The 15,306-nt window shown below is 63.1% G+C and carries 15 protein-coding genes; 12 read left to right on the top strand and 3 right to left on the bottom strand.

From position 1 onward, the window contains the following. Positions 1–70: 70 nt before the first annotated feature. The 8 genes from D1223_RS18265 to D1223_RS18230 are packed head-to-tail and all read left to right on the top strand — an operon-like array spanning position 71 to position 5,670. Positions 71–430: a FlgB family protein gene (locus tag D1223_RS18265; protein ID WP_233349533.1), complete on the top strand. Its 360-nt coding sequence runs from the start codon at positions 71–73 to the stop codon at positions 428–430. Positions 431–443: 13 nt separating this feature from the next. Then, entirely contained in the window at positions 444–827 is a 384-nt protein-coding gene (locus tag D1223_RS18260; RefSeq protein WP_119377769.1) for a flagellar basal body rod C-terminal domain-containing protein, read from the top strand. Between the two features lie 9 nt (positions 828–836). After that, complete coding sequence (locus tag D1223_RS18255) at positions 837–1,133, top strand: flagellar hook-basal body complex protein FliE (protein WP_119377768.1); 297 nt, start codon at positions 837–839, stop codon at positions 1,131–1,133. A gap of 9 nt (positions 1,134–1,142) precedes the next feature. Beyond that, the gene (locus D1223_RS18250; protein ID WP_119377767.1) at positions 1,143–1,406 is read left to right on the top strand and encodes a flagellar biosynthetic protein FliQ; all 264 of its coding nucleotides are present in this window, start codon (positions 1,143–1,145) and stop codon (positions 1,404–1,406) included. A 15-nt stretch (positions 1,407–1,421) separates the two neighbouring features. Further along, entirely contained in the window at positions 1,422–3,500 is a 2,079-nt protein-coding gene (locus D1223_RS18245; RefSeq protein ID WP_119377766.1) for a flagellar biosynthesis protein FlhA, read from the top strand. Beyond that, the gene (locus D1223_RS18240; protein WP_119377765.1) at positions 3,500–4,255 is read left to right on the top strand and encodes a flagellar biosynthetic protein FliR; all 756 of its coding nucleotides are present in this window, start codon (positions 3,500–3,502) and stop codon (positions 4,253–4,255) included. The genes D1223_RS18245 and D1223_RS18240 overlap by 1 nt, the downstream gene beginning before the upstream one ends. A 9-nt stretch (positions 4,256–4,264) precedes the next feature. Beyond that, the gene (locus D1223_RS18235; protein WP_119377764.1) at positions 4,265–5,338 is read left to right on the top strand and encodes an EscU/YscU/HrcU family type III secretion system export apparatus switch protein; all 1,074 of its coding nucleotides are present in this window, start codon (positions 4,265–4,267) and stop codon (positions 5,336–5,338) included. 2 nt (positions 5,339–5,340) lie between these two features. Then, on the top strand, positions 5,341–5,670 hold the full coding sequence (locus tag D1223_RS18230) for a hypothetical protein (RefSeq protein ID WP_119377763.1): 330 nt from the start codon (positions 5,341–5,343) through the stop codon (positions 5,668–5,670). Between the two features lie 9 nt (positions 5,671–5,679). Here the strand turns inward: D1223_RS18230 and D1223_RS18225 are convergent, their stop codons facing one another. Continuing rightward, the gene (locus tag D1223_RS18225; protein ID WP_119377762.1) at positions 5,680–6,765 is read right to left on the bottom strand and encodes a GGDEF domain-containing protein; all 1,086 of its coding nucleotides are present in this window, start codon (positions 6,763–6,765) and stop codon (positions 5,680–5,682) included. Between the two features lie 119 nt (positions 6,766–6,884). Then, positions 6,885–7,964: a GNAT family N-acetyltransferase gene (locus D1223_RS18220; RefSeq protein WP_119377761.1), complete on the bottom strand. Its 1,080-nt coding sequence runs from the start codon at positions 7,962–7,964 to the stop codon at positions 6,885–6,887. A gap of 14 nt (positions 7,965–7,978) precedes the next feature. Between D1223_RS18220 and D1223_RS18215 the strand changes: the two genes are divergently transcribed. Together D1223_RS18215 and D1223_RS18210 are read left to right on the top strand one after the other, a co-directional pair. Continuing rightward, positions 7,979–8,782 carry a polysaccharide deacetylase family protein gene (locus D1223_RS18215; RefSeq protein WP_158586523.1) on the top strand — a complete coding sequence of 268 codons (804 nt, stop codon included), beginning with the start codon at positions 7,979–7,981 and terminating at the stop codon, positions 8,780–8,782. A 119-nt stretch (positions 8,783–8,901) separates the two neighbouring features. Next, on the top strand, positions 8,902–9,393 hold the full coding sequence (locus D1223_RS18210; RefSeq protein WP_119377759.1) for a flavin reductase family protein: 492 nt from the start codon (positions 8,902–8,904) through the stop codon (positions 9,391–9,393). Between the two features lie 9 nt (positions 9,394–9,402). Here D1223_RS18210 and D1223_RS18205 read toward each other — a convergent pair whose 3' ends face one another. Continuing rightward, positions 9,403–10,836 carry an efflux transporter outer membrane subunit gene (locus D1223_RS18205; RefSeq protein ID WP_267896329.1) on the bottom strand — a complete coding sequence of 478 codons (1,434 nt, stop codon included), beginning with the start codon at positions 10,834–10,836 and terminating at the stop codon, positions 9,403–9,405. Between the two features lie 100 nt (positions 10,837–10,936). Between D1223_RS18205 and D1223_RS18200 the strand changes: the two genes are divergently transcribed. Continuing rightward, positions 10,937–12,130 (top strand): efflux RND transporter periplasmic adaptor subunit, encoded by a 1,194-nt coding sequence (locus tag D1223_RS18200; protein WP_119377757.1) that lies wholly within the window; start codon positions 10,937–10,939, stop codon positions 12,128–12,130. After that, on the top strand, positions 12,127–15,294 hold the full coding sequence (locus tag D1223_RS18195; protein ID WP_233353229.1) for an efflux RND transporter permease subunit: 3,168 nt from the start codon (positions 12,127–12,129) through the stop codon (positions 15,292–15,294). Before D1223_RS18200 ends, D1223_RS18195 begins: the two co-directional genes overlap by 4 nt. Positions 15,295–15,306: the final 12 nt, after the last annotated feature.

The raw sequence follows: 15,306 nt of genomic DNA, 5'->3' as shown, positions 1-15,306 counted from the left end.
AGATTCATTAACTTTTTGTTCAAATTAGACAGGCAGTTTTTCCAAACAGTTAACCAGGATGATTCCGGCCGTGATTTCGAATCTCGACATCTTCAAAGTCTACAGCGCAATGGCCCGGCACTCCGCCGAAAGCCAGAAAGTGGCGGCGACGAACATCGCGCATGCCGACGAGCCCGGCTACAAGGCGAGCGAGATTGAATCCTTCCAGGATTATCTCACGCGCACCAGCTCGACCGAGGCTGCGGGCGGCGAGGCGACCCGGTTCAAGACGTTCGACGTCGAGACCGGCGCATCGCCCAACGGCAACACCGTGAATATCGAGCAGGAAGTGTTCAAGGCTGTCGACGCCGTCGGCCAGCACGAGCTTGCGCTGACCGTTTACACCAAGTCACTCGACCTGCTGCGCGCCGCGCTCGGCCGGAAGATCTAGAGAGGGCTGAACCATGAATCCACTCAGGGCTACAATGATGCAGGCGCTCGCCGGCATGGACCTGCAGACCAAGCGTCTCGATGTGACCTCGCAGAACATCTCGAACGTGGATACGCCCGGCTACAAGCGGAAATTCCTCGTCCTCGACGAGCTTTCGACCGGCGCCGACGCCTTCCGGGCCGCGCGTGTCGAACTTGACCAGTCCGAGGGCGAAACCCGCCTCGACCCGACCCACCCGATGGCCGACGAGAATGGATATATCGAGATGTCCAACGTCCAGGTCGTCACCGAAATGGCCGACATGCGCGAAGCCAACCGCAGCTATGAGGCCAACCTCAACTCATTCCAGCAGGCCCGGTCGATGTACCGCTCCCTGCTCGACATTCTCAGACGCTAGGAGGGCTAGATGGCTGATGTCAGTTTCAGTGCTTACGCCGCACTGAATTCCGTCAAATCGGCGCAGACCAAAGCGGCCGCGCCGCAGCAGGACGCCGGAAAGAACGAGGTCGCCGAGACCTTCGCCAACTTCAAGGACGCCGTGCAGGGCGCCGAGAAGGCGGCCATCGATACGGCCGTCTCCGGCGCCGATCCGCACGCCATGGTGGAAGCCCTGGCGAATGCCGAACTTGTCCTCGATGCCGCGGTGACGATCCGCGACAAGGTGGTCGAGGCCTATCAGGAACTCCTGCGGATGCCGGTCTGACGGGGCGGCATGACTGAACTTGCCATCTTCGAGGTTCTCAGGAGTGCGCTCTGGGCGGCGGTGCTGATGAGCCTGCCGATCCTGTCGGTCACGCTGGTGCTCGGTTTCGTGGTCGGCCTGTTGCAGGCGCTGACCTCGATCCAGGAAATGACGCTGACCTTCGTGCCGAAGATCTTCGCGGTGGTCGTCGTCCTGTTCCTGACGCTCGGCTACATGACGCGCATCGCGCTCGACCTGTTCAACAATTCCATCCTGCCGCTGGTCGGCAGCTAGGGCCAAGGGCGCACCATGCCGAAGAGCAAACTCTTTGATCTGTCAAAGCCGACCGCGTTTCTCGCCATCGGCCTGATGCTGATCATCCTGGTGATGGTGCTGCCCGTTCCGGCCTGGGTCATGGATATCGGCCTGACCATATCCTTCGCCTTCGCCATCCTGATCTTCACGACCTCGATCTTCATCGAGAAGCCGCTCGACTTCTCATCCTTTCCCAGCGTGCTGCTGGCCTCGCTGATCCTGAGGCTGGCGCTCAACGTGTCATCGACCAAGCTGATCATCAGCGAAGGCCATACCGGCACCGATGCGGCCGGCGGGGTCATCGAGGGCTTCGCCATGTTCATCATGGGCGGCAATCTGTTTGTCGGCCTCGTCGTGTTCGGCGTGCTGGTGATCGTGAACTTCATGGTCATTACCAAGGGTGCAGGCCGGATGGCGGAAGTCGGGGCGCGCTTTGCCCTCGACGCGATGCCCGGCAAACAGCTCGCCATCGACAGTGACCTTGCCGTCGGCGCGATCAGCCACGAAGAAGCCAAGCAGCGCCGCCAGAAGGAACAGGAAGAAGCCGCCTTCCTCGGCTCGCTGGACGGTGCGTCGAAATTCGTGAAGGGTGACGCGATTGCGGGTCTGCTGATCACCGCGCTGAACCTTGTGGCCGGGATCGGCTTCGGCATGTTCAGCCACCAGCTCTCCTTCACCGAGGCGCTGAACAACTATTCCATCCTGACCGTCGGTGACGGCCTGGTCTCGCAGATCCCGTCGGTGATCGTTTCGGTGTCGGCCGCGATGCTGCTGTCCAAGGGCCGCGACGATGGCGCGATCGACGAGGCGCTCGGCAAGCAGCTCGCCGGTAATGCGACGGCGCTGATGATCGTTGCGGGCATCCTGGCGGCCTTCGCCCTGCTGCCTGGCCTGCCCTTTGTGCCTTTCATGCTCGCCGCCGGCGGGTTTGGTGCGGCGTCCTGGATGATCCGCCAGCATGCCGACGCCAAGGCCAATGAAGCCGAAGAGCCGGAAGAGGCCGAAACACCCAAGGCTGCCCAGATCGGCGATGCCATCTATGCCGATGAAATCCACCTGGAAGTCGCCCCGGACCTGGTCAGCATGGCCCTGCAGGGGGCCGGCGGCTTCGAGAGCCGGATCGAGAAGATCCGCCGCTATATCGCCGAGGAATATGGCTTCGTCCTGCCCTCGATCCGCATGACAGACAATCCGACGCTGAAGAAGAACGACTACCGGATCCGCATCCAGGGGGTGAAGGTCGATGGCGGTACGCTGCGCCCCGGCTCGGTGCTGGCGCTGATGGAAGACAGCCAGCTGCCGCATCTCTCCGGCGAGAAGGTGAAGGAGCCGGTCTACAAGGCCGATGCCCGCTGGCTGCCCAACAGCAAGAAGCAGGAACTGGCCGCCGCCGGTGTGCCCGCCATCGAGGCGACCGAAGTGCTCGCCACGCACATGCTGGAAGTCATCCAGAACAATTTCTCGCTGGTCTTCACCCGTATGGTGATGCTCGACACGCTCGACGCGCTGACCCGGATCAGCGACAGCGAGCGCGCCGCCGCCAACCAGCGCTTCCTCGACGAATACATCCCGGGCAAGGTCTCGCCGGAACTCCTGCTCAGCGTGCTGCGCCTTCTGCTCGAGGAGCGCGTCGCCATCCGCAACCTGTTCCTGATCATCGAGACCGTGGCCGAGGTAAAATCGCAGTCGAACAATCCCCAGCGCATCGTGGAGATGGTCCGCCAGCGCCTTGGCTTCCAGATCGTCGACCGCCTGCAGGACACGCAGGGGCGCCTGCCGCTGCTGCAGCTCGGCGCCAACTGGGAGCAGCGCTTTGCCGAGCATGAGATCAACCGCGATGACGGCCATTCCGACATCGCCCTGCCGCCGGAACTGTTCGGTGAGCTGACCAATTCGGTGCAGTCCAAGCTCAACGAAGCCGCGCAGAAGGGCGTCGTCGCTGCGGTCGCGACCTCCTCGCGCCGGCGCCGCTTCCTGCAGACCGTGCTGGCCAGCAAGGGCATCCGCAATTCGGTGCTCGCCTATGAAGAGATCGGGTCGAAGAGCAAGCCGTACATTGTCGGCGTGGTCTGATGCCAGATAGCGGCTATCTCACCGCTGAATTCACCGCCTGGATCGCGCTTTTCATGACGATCGTCGCGCGGCTGGGCTTTGTTGTCTTCCTGATGCCGGGCATTGGCGAGCAGGTCGTGCCGATGCGGGCGCGCGTGGCTGTGCTGCTGGCCATATCGACCGCCTTTGCCGCTGCCGGTGTTATCCCGCGCCCGCAGCTGGACGGCTTTTCGGACTATTTCAGCCTGCTGTTCAGCGAAGCCATTATCGGCCTCTTCCTCGGGGTCGCGCTGCGCCTGTCGATCTGGATGCTGTCAATTGCCGGGACCATCATCGCGCAGGTCATCGGCCTGTCGCAGATGCTGGGCATCGCGCTGGAGACCGAGGCGCAGACGCTGACCGCCAACATGCTGTCCATGGCCGGGACGGCGCTGCTGCTGTCGGCCGACTACCATCTCAGCGTGTTTGCGAGGCTGGCCGAGATGTATGCCGAGATACCGGCCGGGGCGCTGTCCGGGATCGACGTGACATTCCTCATCAACAGCAGCTTCAACGCGTTCAATTTCGCGATCCTGCTCGCCTGGCCATTCGTTGCGATCAACCTGCTATACAACATCTGCCTGGGCTTCATAAACAAGGCGCTGCCTTCGCTGATGGTCGCCTTTGTCGGCGCGCCCTTCATGATCGGGGCGGGTCTCATCCTGCTCACAATCTCGCTTGTCACCATGCTCACGGTCTGGATGGAACGTGTGCCCGGACTTGTCGGCTGGCTGTAGGGGGAGGCGATGGCCGAAGACAACGAACAGAGCGGTGAAAAGGAGTTTGAGGCCACCGAGCAGCGCCTGCGCGAGGCGCGCCGGGAAGGGGATGTGCCGCAGTCCAAGGAGGCCAATGCCTTCGCGCTGCTCGCCGGGATCATCCTGGCAGCCTTCGCCTACAGCGCGACCTTCGCCAATGATGCCTTCTCCAAGATGTCATCGCTGTTCTATCATGCCGACAGCTACTCCAATGACATTTTCGCTGGCGGCGGACAGGCTGCGCAGGGCTGGCTCATCGGCGTGCTGATGAGCTTCGCGCCGCTTTTCATCCTGGTCTTCGCCTTCATTCTTGCCGCGCTTGTCGTACAGCGGGCGATTGCCTTCTCGGCCAAGAAGATCAAGCCGGATATGAAGAAGCTGATGCCCGCCGAGAACCTGAAGAAGAAATACGGCCCCAAGGGCCTGCTCGACTTCCTCAAGGACACCGCGAAGATGCTGTTCGCGGGACTGATCGCGGCCATCTTCCTCTGGCATTTCGTGCAGAGCTATTACGGCTCAAGCGCCGTGCAGAAGGGCCAGATGTTCGAGTTCACCTTCGCGCAGGTGATGCTGCTCTTCACCCTGTTTGCCGCGTTCTATTTCGTGCTCGCCGCTATCGACCTGCCGCTCCAGAAGCAGCTCCATGCCAACCGGCTGAAAATGACCCGCGAAGAAATCAAGAAGGAGGTCAAGCAGTCCGAAGGCGACCCGCAGCTCAAGCAGCAGCGCCGCGAGAAGGCGACCAAGATCTCCCGCAGCGAGATGCTCGGCAATGTGAAGGATGCCACGGTCGTCATGGTCAACCCGGAACACTATGCCGTTGCTCTGAAATGGGACCCGGACGACAGCCGCGCGCCGATCTGTGTCGCCAAGGGCGTCGACCATCTCGCCGCCAAGATCCGCGAGATCGCGCTGGACAACAACATCCCGATCCACCGCGATCCGCCCGCGACACGCTCGATCTACCGCCTTGTCGAGATTGACGAGGAAATCCATCCTGAACACTTCGCCGCCGTCGCCGCCGCGATCAGCTTCGCCGAACGCCTCAAGGAGCATTTGTGAGCATGGCCGGGCCCCAGGCTGACAGGACGCTGAAGAAGCTGGTGTCGCTGAAACGCCAGCGGGCCGAGCAGGTTCATGCACTCGCCATCGCCGAACTGCGCGCCGAGGAGCGCCGGCTGGCGGCACTTGAAGCCGAGATGTCCGCGCTGGATCCTGGACAGGGCGATTATGCCGATTTCGTGCTGGCCATGAAATTTGGCCGCGCGGCCTTCCTGAAGAAGCAGGCCGATGCGGTGCGTGAGGTGATCGGGCGCAAGAAACAGGCGCTGCAGGAGGCGCGCGAGGCGCTGAAGAAGGCAATCCATTCCGAAGGCCAGCTCGCCTCCGGTTAAGCCCCCGGCCTAGGCCGCAGCCTGTGTGAGGCCGTCAGCCTGGACCTGGTTCCGGCCAAGGTCCTTGGCGAGATAGAGCTTGCGGTCAGCCTGCTCGACAAAGGTCTTGGCATCGACACCCGGACGGTAGCTCGCAATGCCGAAGGAACAGGTGATCTGGCCGAGCCCCTGGCGGGACTGTTTGAAGATCAGGTTCGTCTTGGCGAATTGCTGGCGGATCTTGTCGATCAGGTTGAAGGCGCTGCGTACATCGGTGCGCGGCAGGATGATGGCGAATTCCTCACCGCCATAGCGCGCAACCATGTCCTGGCCCTTGATGTTTTCGCTGACGATCGTGGCGAAGACTTTCAGCACTTCATCGCCCACCCTGTGGCCGTAAGTATCGTTCACTTTCTTGAAGTGGTCGATGTCGGCCAGCGCCAGGCAAAGCTGGCTGTTATCCTCCGAACTTGAATTCAGTTCCGCGGCGAGGCGGGCATCGAAGGCCCTGCGATTGGCGATACCGGTCAGCGGGTCGCGCATGCTTTGGCTGCGGACTTCCTCAAGCTCCCGGTTGAGCTGTTCGATCTGGCGCTGCGACTGGCGAAGGCCGTCATTCAGCGCCTGGCTCTGTTCGGCCATCCGGCGGTTTTCCACCATCAGGCTTTGAAGGATGGTGTCGATATGGTCGGCCGTGACCGATTGCGGCAGGTCTTCCTCGATCTTGTCGAGGACTTCGGCGAAGCTCTCATTGTCGCTGACGCTCTTCTGGATCATGGTGAGCACGGCGGAGAGCTGCGTCTCGAATTGCCGGCCGATATTCTGCTGCGCAGCCTGTGCGTCGGAGTCCGACAGGTGAGTCTTGCAGACCTCGTCGATTTCGTAGGCGCTGAGAGCGCCGCCGCGCTCCAGCATCTCCTCGACGGTCGAGACCAGTTTCTCGTTCGAGCGCGAGACATAAGCGTACCAGAGGGCGTAGGTGCTGGGATAGGGCGGTGTTTCGTACCGGTCTATCATCTGGAAGGCCTGACCGGCCAGATCGTATACGTCCTTGTGAGACTTGCGTACGCCCGTCTCCTCTCCGGCCCCCACAGCCTTTTTGCTTTTCGCGTCCATGACCAAGTCTCCGCCCCGAAAAATCAATAGCTTGAGCTTATGAGTGAAGACCTTCGATATTTGGTTAACAAAAGACACTTGCCGTGCCGGAAAGTCACGCGATTGCGGGACAGAATGTCTCAGGCGCCGAGACGGCCTACGATGGAGACCCGCTCCAGCTTTCTCGCCAGCTTTGCCGACAGCGGGCCAAGCCGCTGCCGGCGGGCTTCGCGACGGCTGCTCCAGGCGTGAAAGCCGGCGACCAGTTTCTGCGGTGCGCCGACAGCAACCGCCCCGGCACGCACTGGGGCTGCGTAGCTGGCCATCTGCCGTTTGTACTGCACATTGCCGAGGCCGAGATGAAACTCGCGAATGCCCTGGCTTGCGGCCCACTCGGCGAGGCTGAACAGCATGGCATGGCCCGGCTTGCTCTCCGAGAAGGCTTTTTCATAACCGGGGAACCAGTAGTGGAGCACCGATTGCGATCGCATGCAGAAGCAGGCCGCAGCGAAGTCTCCGCCGATTTTCATGATCGAGAAGACGCCGCTCACATCGCCGGTGGACGATCCGGCGAGCCGGCGCAGCAGCGCTTCGGGCCAGCCGAGCGAGAACACGTCGAAATGTCCGGCGCTGGCATAGCCGTCCTGCTTCAGCTCGATCAGCCGGCGGAAGGCGGTTTCGTCGAACGTGTCATGGGTGATCTGAACCTCACCGCTGTCGAGCAGTTTCTCGATCTTGCGGTGGGTGCGGCGGAATGAGCTGCTGGCCTCGTAGCGTTCGGCAAGATAGCCTGCATACCCGCCGGTGAGGTCCATGACCTGATTGCCTTCGCCTGCGGCGCCGGCGAGCCCATGGCGGGCCTGCTGGTAGGGAACCGCAGAGAAGGCATAGCCGCCGAGCCCGCACTGGCGCAGCGTGGCCGGCAGGTCGATGCTTGTGTTCGGCGCTGCGATCACTCCGTGCAGATCCCCGAGCAGGCCATCGGGCGCACGGCCCGTGCCGATCATGTCGCGCCGGAAGGGCAGGAAGGCGAGGGGCGCACCCGCCTCGGTGACCCTGATCACCTCGACCCCCGGATAGACGCTGTCCAGCGCCGTGAGGTAATCGAGCGAGAAGTAGGGGCTCGCCAGGGCGTCGTCCTGCGCGCGCATGGATGTCCAGGCGGCCCTGTCATCGGTGGACAGCGCGGCGATCGGCAGACATGTCGCGGTTTTTCTCATGACTGGCGAAGAACTTGCATGGCCCGGGGCAACTCCATGTCCCCAGGAGGCAATATGACTGCTCTCGGTTACTATTTACAAAAGCCGGTCCAGAAAATTCGCGAAGCTGCGCCGCGTTTGTCGCGACTGACAAGCGGCTGCTGCCGCGTGGACGCCATGTCTCGATCTGTTTCGACGACTTCCCGAAGTCCGCGGTGACCGAGGCTCTGCCGGCGCTGACCCGCCGCGGCTGGAAGGCGACCTGGTATGCCGCTGGCGGCATGATGGGCACAGACCATCACATTCACGGACGCATGTTCGACGCGGGCGACCTGCAGCGCCTCAAGCGCGAGAAGCACGATATTGGCTGCCATACGTTCAGCCATATGGACTGCGCGCCAGCGAGCGACGAGGCAGTGCTGCGCGACCTTGGCCGCAACCACGCCTTCTTCCGCAAGCACCACCTGCCGCGCGCGAAGAGCTTTGCCTTTCCCTATGGCCGTCTGGATGTCTCGGCCAAGCGTCTCCTGATGCGGCGGATGCCGGCCCTGCGCGGTGTGCGCCCCGGCGTTCACAATGACGCCGCCGATCTCGGCCTGCTCAAGGCGACCGGCATCGAAGACCATAATGGCGGCACGGCGCTCGCGCTGGACCAGCTTGCCAGCATGAAGGGCGATCGCGACTGGCTGATCATCTTCACCCACGATATCGCCGACAATCCAAGCCGCTGGGGCTGCACGCCGCGGGCTTTCGAGCAGCTGCTGGATGCCATCGAGGCGTCGGGCGCAGACGTCGTGCCCGTTTCCGGCATGCTCGAGCGGATGAAGCGCGCACGCTGACGCCGGCTGGGGCACTCATGGGCTTCAAGACAGTGAATTGCGGCTTTTCGCTCGAAATCCGGCAAATCGTGAATAAGTTCTAGCAAGACCCTCAAAGATCGCCTGGAGCGAAACCTTTCATGACGAATGACAGCCAGTCATTCCGGGCCGCCATGGCCCAACTCGGCTCAGCTGTGTGCATCCTGTCGACCGGCGGCCCCGCCGGGCGCTACGGCATCACGGCCTCGGCTGTGACCGCGGTGTCGGACGATCCGCCCTCGCTGATCGTGTGCGTGAACCGCAATTCCGGCGCGAACGCCGCGATCAAGACCAATGGCCGGTTGTGCGTGAACGTCCTGTCCTGCGACCAGGAAACCGTCAGTGCGGCGTTCTCAAATCCGTCCGTTGTCCCGGCCAGGCGCTTCGATACGGGCGAGTGGCAGGACAGCCCCATTGGCAATCCCGTGCTTGCGGAAACGGCGGCCTATTTCGATTGCGAGGTCGACAAGGCGGTCGAATACGGCACCCACACGGTCTTCTTCTGCAAGGCGCTCGACATTTCGGTCAGCCAGGCGACCACCTGCCTGATCTATCAGGGGCGCGCCTACCACAAGATCGAAGGGTTCGGCTGAGGCCAGGACCTAGCCGCCGAAGGCACGATACACCGTGACCCGCCGGCGCAGCGCCTCATGCCGGGCCTGCACTTCGGCATCGCTCGCCGACAGGGTCTGGCGCTGGGCATCGATCAGGCTGAGCAGGCTGTCGGCGCCTTCCTGGTAGCGAAGCTCGACAAGGTCGAGCGCCCGCTCGGCCGATCCCAGCGCCTTGACCCGCAGCGCGGCCTCCTCGACCGCGAAATTATAGGCTTCCAGTGCCGCATCCGTTTCCGTGAGGGCCTGGATGACGGCGCCTTCGAAACTGGCTTCGGCGGCCCTGGCTTCGGCTTCGGCCTGCTCGATCTGGGCGCGTGTCAGCGGCAGGTTGAAGATGCCCCAGCTGAGACGCGGGCCGAAACTGTAACCGAGCGCTTCGTCGGAAAAGAGGTTGCCGGGTTCATTGGCGGTGAATGCGGCCTGTCCGGACAGGGTCAGGCGGGGGTAGAGGTCGGCCATTTCCGCGCCCACGACATAGTTCGCTGCGGCAAGCTGGCGCTCGGCCGCGCGGATATCGGGCCGGCGGCGCAACAGGTCGACAGGGGCAGCGATGGCAATCGGCTGGAATGCCTCGACCGGCGGCAGCCTGTCGGTCTGATAGGATTCGAGGTCCGGATAGGTGGTGAGGAAATCCGGTACGGTCTTGCCCGTCAGCCGCGCCAGCCCGGCCAGCGTTTCGGACCGCGCGGACTTCAGCGCGACGATGCCTGCGCGGGTCGATTCCACCAGATTGCTCTGGCGTTCGACATCCATGTCGGCGATCTCGCCGGCATCCCTGAGCTGGCGTGTCAGGTCGAGTACCTCCTCCTGGCGCGCGAGGCTTTCAGTGTTCACGCTGATCCGGGCATCGAGTTCGCGAAGGGTGAGATAAGTCGTCGCAGTCTGCGCGGTAACGGCCCGCGCGACGTCGGCTGCAACCGCCTCGCGCCCGCCAAGCGCCGCCTCGGCCTGGCCGATACTGTTGGCGATGCGGCCGAACAGGTCCGCTTCCCAGCTCGCATCGGCACCAGCCGAATACTGGGTCTGGGCTGTGAACTCGAAAGGCAGGTCCGCGCCAAAGGTACCGCTGGATTGCTTCTGCCGGGTAACGCTGCCGGACAGCTGTCCCATCGGGAACCGGCTCGCGCGTGCTGCATTTACAGCAGCACGGGCCGCTTCGATATTGGCATTCGCCTCCATGAGATCGAGATTGCTGCTGGCCGCATCCTCGACCAGGCGCGTCATGTGGGCGTCGTTGAAGGCCTGCCACCAGTCGGCTTCTGCAACCGCACCGGGTGCCAGCACATCGCTCTCTCCGGCGATCCATGCGTCCTGATAGGTGTCGAGAGCGGGTGGCTCATAGTCCGGCCCGACGGACAGGCAGCCTGTCATCGTTAAAGCGCATAAAGCAAAGATTGATACTTTTGTGGGATGGAAGGTCATCAAAACGGGTCTGCTGGCAAAACGGGTCGGTGGCACCATGTACAATCATAGAGGGTGAGGTCCAGTCGGATATTTGCCCCAGGGTGTGTTGGGAACTGTTATGACGTCCGAAACGGGCTCGCAGAAGAGCCGTGCAGAAAAACCGAGCCGCGTGTGGATTCTGGCCGGGCTGCTTGTCGCGGCTGTCGGCTTCGCGATCATGACGGTTGCGGGCGCCCGGTCCGGGGTCAACGAAACCGCCACGGCCCGTGAAGACAGTATTCCCTATGTCGAGACGGCCAGCGTCGAGTCCGCCGGGCGGACATATGACGTGTCGGCGCCCGGACGTCTTCAGGCGCGCGACTCCCTCAGCCTTGTCGGCGAGGTTTCCGGCAAGGTGACGGCGCTCAACCCGGCCCTGGAAGTCGGCGGCCGTATCGCCAAGGGCGAAACCATCCTCAAGATCGATGATGGCGACTTCCGCGCCGACCTGGCCCGCGCCAGGGCGCAGCTCTCCACGGCGAAGGCCCGCCTGCAGCAGGCAGAGGCCGAGAAGAACCGCCAGCAGAGGCTGTCGGAGATTGGGGCATCCCCCGAAAAGGCAGCAGAGCAGGCGCTGGCGGCTTATGAAGATGCGCAGGCCGCCGTCCAGCAGGCCGAAGCGCAACTCGTCGTGGCACAGCGCACGCTGAACAAGGCCGTCATCACTGCGCCCTTCGATGCCATCGTGACCAGCGAGTCTGTCGCGCCGGGCACATTCGTCGCGCCCGGCCAGCCTCTCGCCACACTGATCAGCGCCGGTGCCGGTGAAATCCAGGCCGGCTTGCCGGCTGAGGATATTGCGGCGGTCCGGGCGGCCATGCGCGCGGCGGAGGATGGGCGCCTGCCGGTTCGCGCCGTGCCGAATGGCAGTTCGCTCGGCAGCAAGACGCTGGATGGCTACCTCGCTGAATTCTCGCCCGTCATCGACCAGGGCTCGCGCACGGCCACCGTGATCGCGGTTTTTCCGGACGCGTTCATCCCCGAGAATGAAGGCGAAGTCTTCACCGACGATTTCATGGACATTGTTGTCCAGGGCGTCTCCGAGACCCCTGTCTGGAGCCTGCCGAAGGGCGCGGTTCGCCAGGATTCCTATATCTGGGTGATCGATGAGGACGAACAGGCCCGCCGCGTCAGTGTCGACCCGATCGACCAGTCCGATGATGCCATTCTCGTGCATGCCCCGGACCTCACAGGCGATGAGCGCGTCATGACGACCGTGCTGTCGGAAGAAATCGAAGGCATGCGGGTCCACGTCATGGAGTCCGGCTCGTGAACCGCTGGATCGAAGGCGTTCTCGCAAACCGGGTTGCTGCCAATCTCCTCATGGTCTTCCTGGTGATTGCCGGCGTGGCGTCGCTGTCGGCGCTGAATGTGCGCGTCTTCCCGCCCATCGAGACCAACCAGATCTCTATCACCGTGCCCTATCCGGGCGCAACGCCGGAAGATGTCGAAACCTCCATCGTCCGGCCGATCGAAGAGCGGCTTGAAGGCCTGGAAGGCGTCGACAAGGTCACTGGCCTTGCTGCGTCGGGCGTCGGCAATGTCATCGTCGATATTCCCGAGAGCGAGAGCATGGCCGACATGCTCGACGAGGTGAAGAACGAGCTCGGCCGGATTACCGTGTTCCCGCAGAATTCCGAGTCACCGCAGGTCACAGAGGTGGAGCCGGATGAGCTGGTCGCCCAGATCATCCTTTATGGTGATGCCGACCGGCGGCTGCTGAAGCAGGCGGCCGACCGCGTGCGCCGGGATCTCGCCGCCAAGGACGGGCTGTCGCTCGTCGAGATCGGCGGCGTGCCCGATTACCTGATCCGGATTGCCATACCCGAGCAGGAGCTTCGCGCCCGCAATATCAGCCTTACCGCGATTGCGCAGGCGATCGGCCAGCAAAGCATCGACCTGTCGGCCGGCGAGATCGAGGACGACCGCCAGCTGCTTCGCGTGCGGGCCGTCGGCGAACGACGGAGCGGCGCCGAGTTTGCCAACATTGTCGTCGGTGCGGGAAGCAATGGCCGGCCGATCTATCTGGGCGATATCGCGACGATCACCGATGACCTCTCCGACGATCCGATCGAAGCGGTGTTCAAGGGACAGCCCGCCTCGATCGTTTCGGTCTTCAGGGTCGGCAGCGAGAAGACGCTGGATAATGCCGATATTGTCCGGGATTACCTCGATACGGAGATCTGGGATGCCTTGCCGGCTGGCATTTCACACGAGCTCTGGCGCGATGAATCCGTCAATTTGCGCTCGCGGATCGACCTGCTGGTGCGCAATGCCATTCTCGGCCTCGTCCTTGTGACGTTGCTGCTCCTGCTTTTCCTCGACCTGCGCATCGCCTTCTGGGTGGCGCTGGGGGTTGGGGTCAGCTTCGTTGCGGCCTTCTTCCCGATGTTCCTCTTCGGGGTGACGATCAACCAGCTCTCCCTGTTCGGCTTTATCCTGGCCATCGGTATCATCGTGGATGACGCCATCGTCGTGGGTGAGAACATCCACGCCAACTGGCGGCGCGGGCATGCGCCAATGGAAGCCGCGCGCCTCGGCGTGTTGCGGGTTGCCCGGCCGGTCCTGTTTTCCGTCTCGACCACGATTACCGCCTTCGTGCCCATCCTCCTGGTGCCCGGCCTGTTCGGCCAGTTCCTCGGACAGGTCTCTGCGGTGGTCATCATCCTGCTGGTGATCTCGCTGGTGGAGAGTTTCTTCATCCTGCCGCGCCACCTCTCGCATCTTGAAGAGAAGAAGCCGGGCCGCTGGTCACCCCGGCGGATTGCCGATCCGGTGCGCGACCGGGTCGCCGCGCGCCTGCGCAGTTTTACAGACGGCCCACTTCGCCGCGTGATGGAGTTTGTCGTCCTGCGCCCGGCCATGATCGTGCTGATTGGCGTCGGTATCTTCTTCGCAGCCCAGTCGCTGACATCGAGCGGCTATCTCAAATTCATCTTCTTCCCGGCCGTTGAGGGCGACTATGTCACCGCTGAGCTGGAGCTGTCGGAAGGCACGTCCGAGGTTCAGACCCAGCGCTTTGCCGGAACGATTTCCGAGGCGGCCAGTGTCGCAGCGAAAAATGTCTCGTCCGACGAGGGCGCGCTTGAAGGCGTGCTGTACCAGATCGGCTCGCCAATCGGCGGCGGGGGCGGCAATCCCCTTGAAGGCGGCGGCGGACCCGGATCGTCCGGCAACCGCGCCTATGTTGTCGCCAAGCTCAAGGAGTCCGCCAGCCGGGATTTCGGCGCCGGCAGTTTCGAGCGCGAATGGCGCCAGGCTGTCGGCAATATCCCCGGCGCGGAGAAGCTGACCTTCACCTCGGACCTCGTCAGCCCCGGTGCGCCGATCCAGCTGCAGATCTCGGCCAGGACCGACGAGCAGACCCGCGATGCCGTTCTCGACCTTCGCCGCGAGCTGGAATCCCGTCCCGGCGTCTATGACGTGCGCGATGACCGCTTCCGCACGACCGAGGAAGTGCAGATCCGCCTGAAGCCTCTGGCGCGTAATTACGGCATCACCCAGAACGACCTTGCCCGCGAAGTGCGCGCGGCCTTCTTCGGGGCCGAGGCGGTGCGCATCCAGCGCGACCGCGAGGAAATCCCCGTCCGGGTCCTTCTGCCCGAAAATGAGCGCGACTCGCTGGAGACCCTGAAGCGCCTGCGCGTGAAAGTCGGTGATGGTTTCGTGCCGATGCACAATCTGGCGGAGCTTTCCATCGCGCCGGCACCGGCCTCCATTAACCGCGTGAATGGCCGCCGTATCTACTCATTGAGCGCCTTCGTGGACGAGGATGTCACGACAGCCGATATCGTGTCCGACCATATGTTCGATGTCGTCCTGCCGCGCCTGCAGCAGCAATATGACGGGCTGACCATGCGCGTGTCCGGCGACCAGGAAGACCAGGCCGAGGCCGAACCGGTCCTCGTCCGCAACTTCCTGCTGGCCATGATCGGGATCTACTTCCTGCTGGCGCTGAACTTCCGCTCCTATAGCCAGCCCATCGTCATCATGGCGGCCATCCCGTTCGGCTTTGTCGGTGCCCTGCTGGGCCACGGCATCATGGGCGCCGACCTGACCCTCCTGTCCTTCTTCGGGATCATCGGCCTGTCAGGCGTGATCATCAACACATCCCTGATGGTGACGGACTTCCTGAATGAGCGTCTCGATCAGGGTGAGGACCCGCACGACGCCGTTATTGCGGCCATGCTGGACCGCTTCCGGGCGATCATGCTGACCACGCTGACGACCTTTCTGGGCGTGACACCGATCATCATGGAAACCAGCCTTCAGGCCCAGTTCCTGATCCCGACGGCCATTTCGCTTGGCTTCGGCATCCTGTTCGGAACCGCGATGCTGATCTTCATCCTGCCGGCGTTGCTGATGCTGCATCTTCGCATCTTCGGAACGACGGGGCAGAAGGCAGCGCGTGAGCAGGCCAGTGCGGGCAGCGCCTGATCAGCACCGCCC

The sequence above is a fragment of the Henriciella mobilis genome (genome assembly GCF_003576285.1).
In the GTDB taxonomy this organism is placed as follows: Bacteria; Pseudomonadota; Alphaproteobacteria; order Caulobacterales; family Hyphomonadaceae; genus Henriciella; species Henriciella mobilis.
The sequence above is the reverse complement of the archived record's forward strand: the minus strand, read 5'-3'. Positions and strand labels throughout refer to the sequence as shown.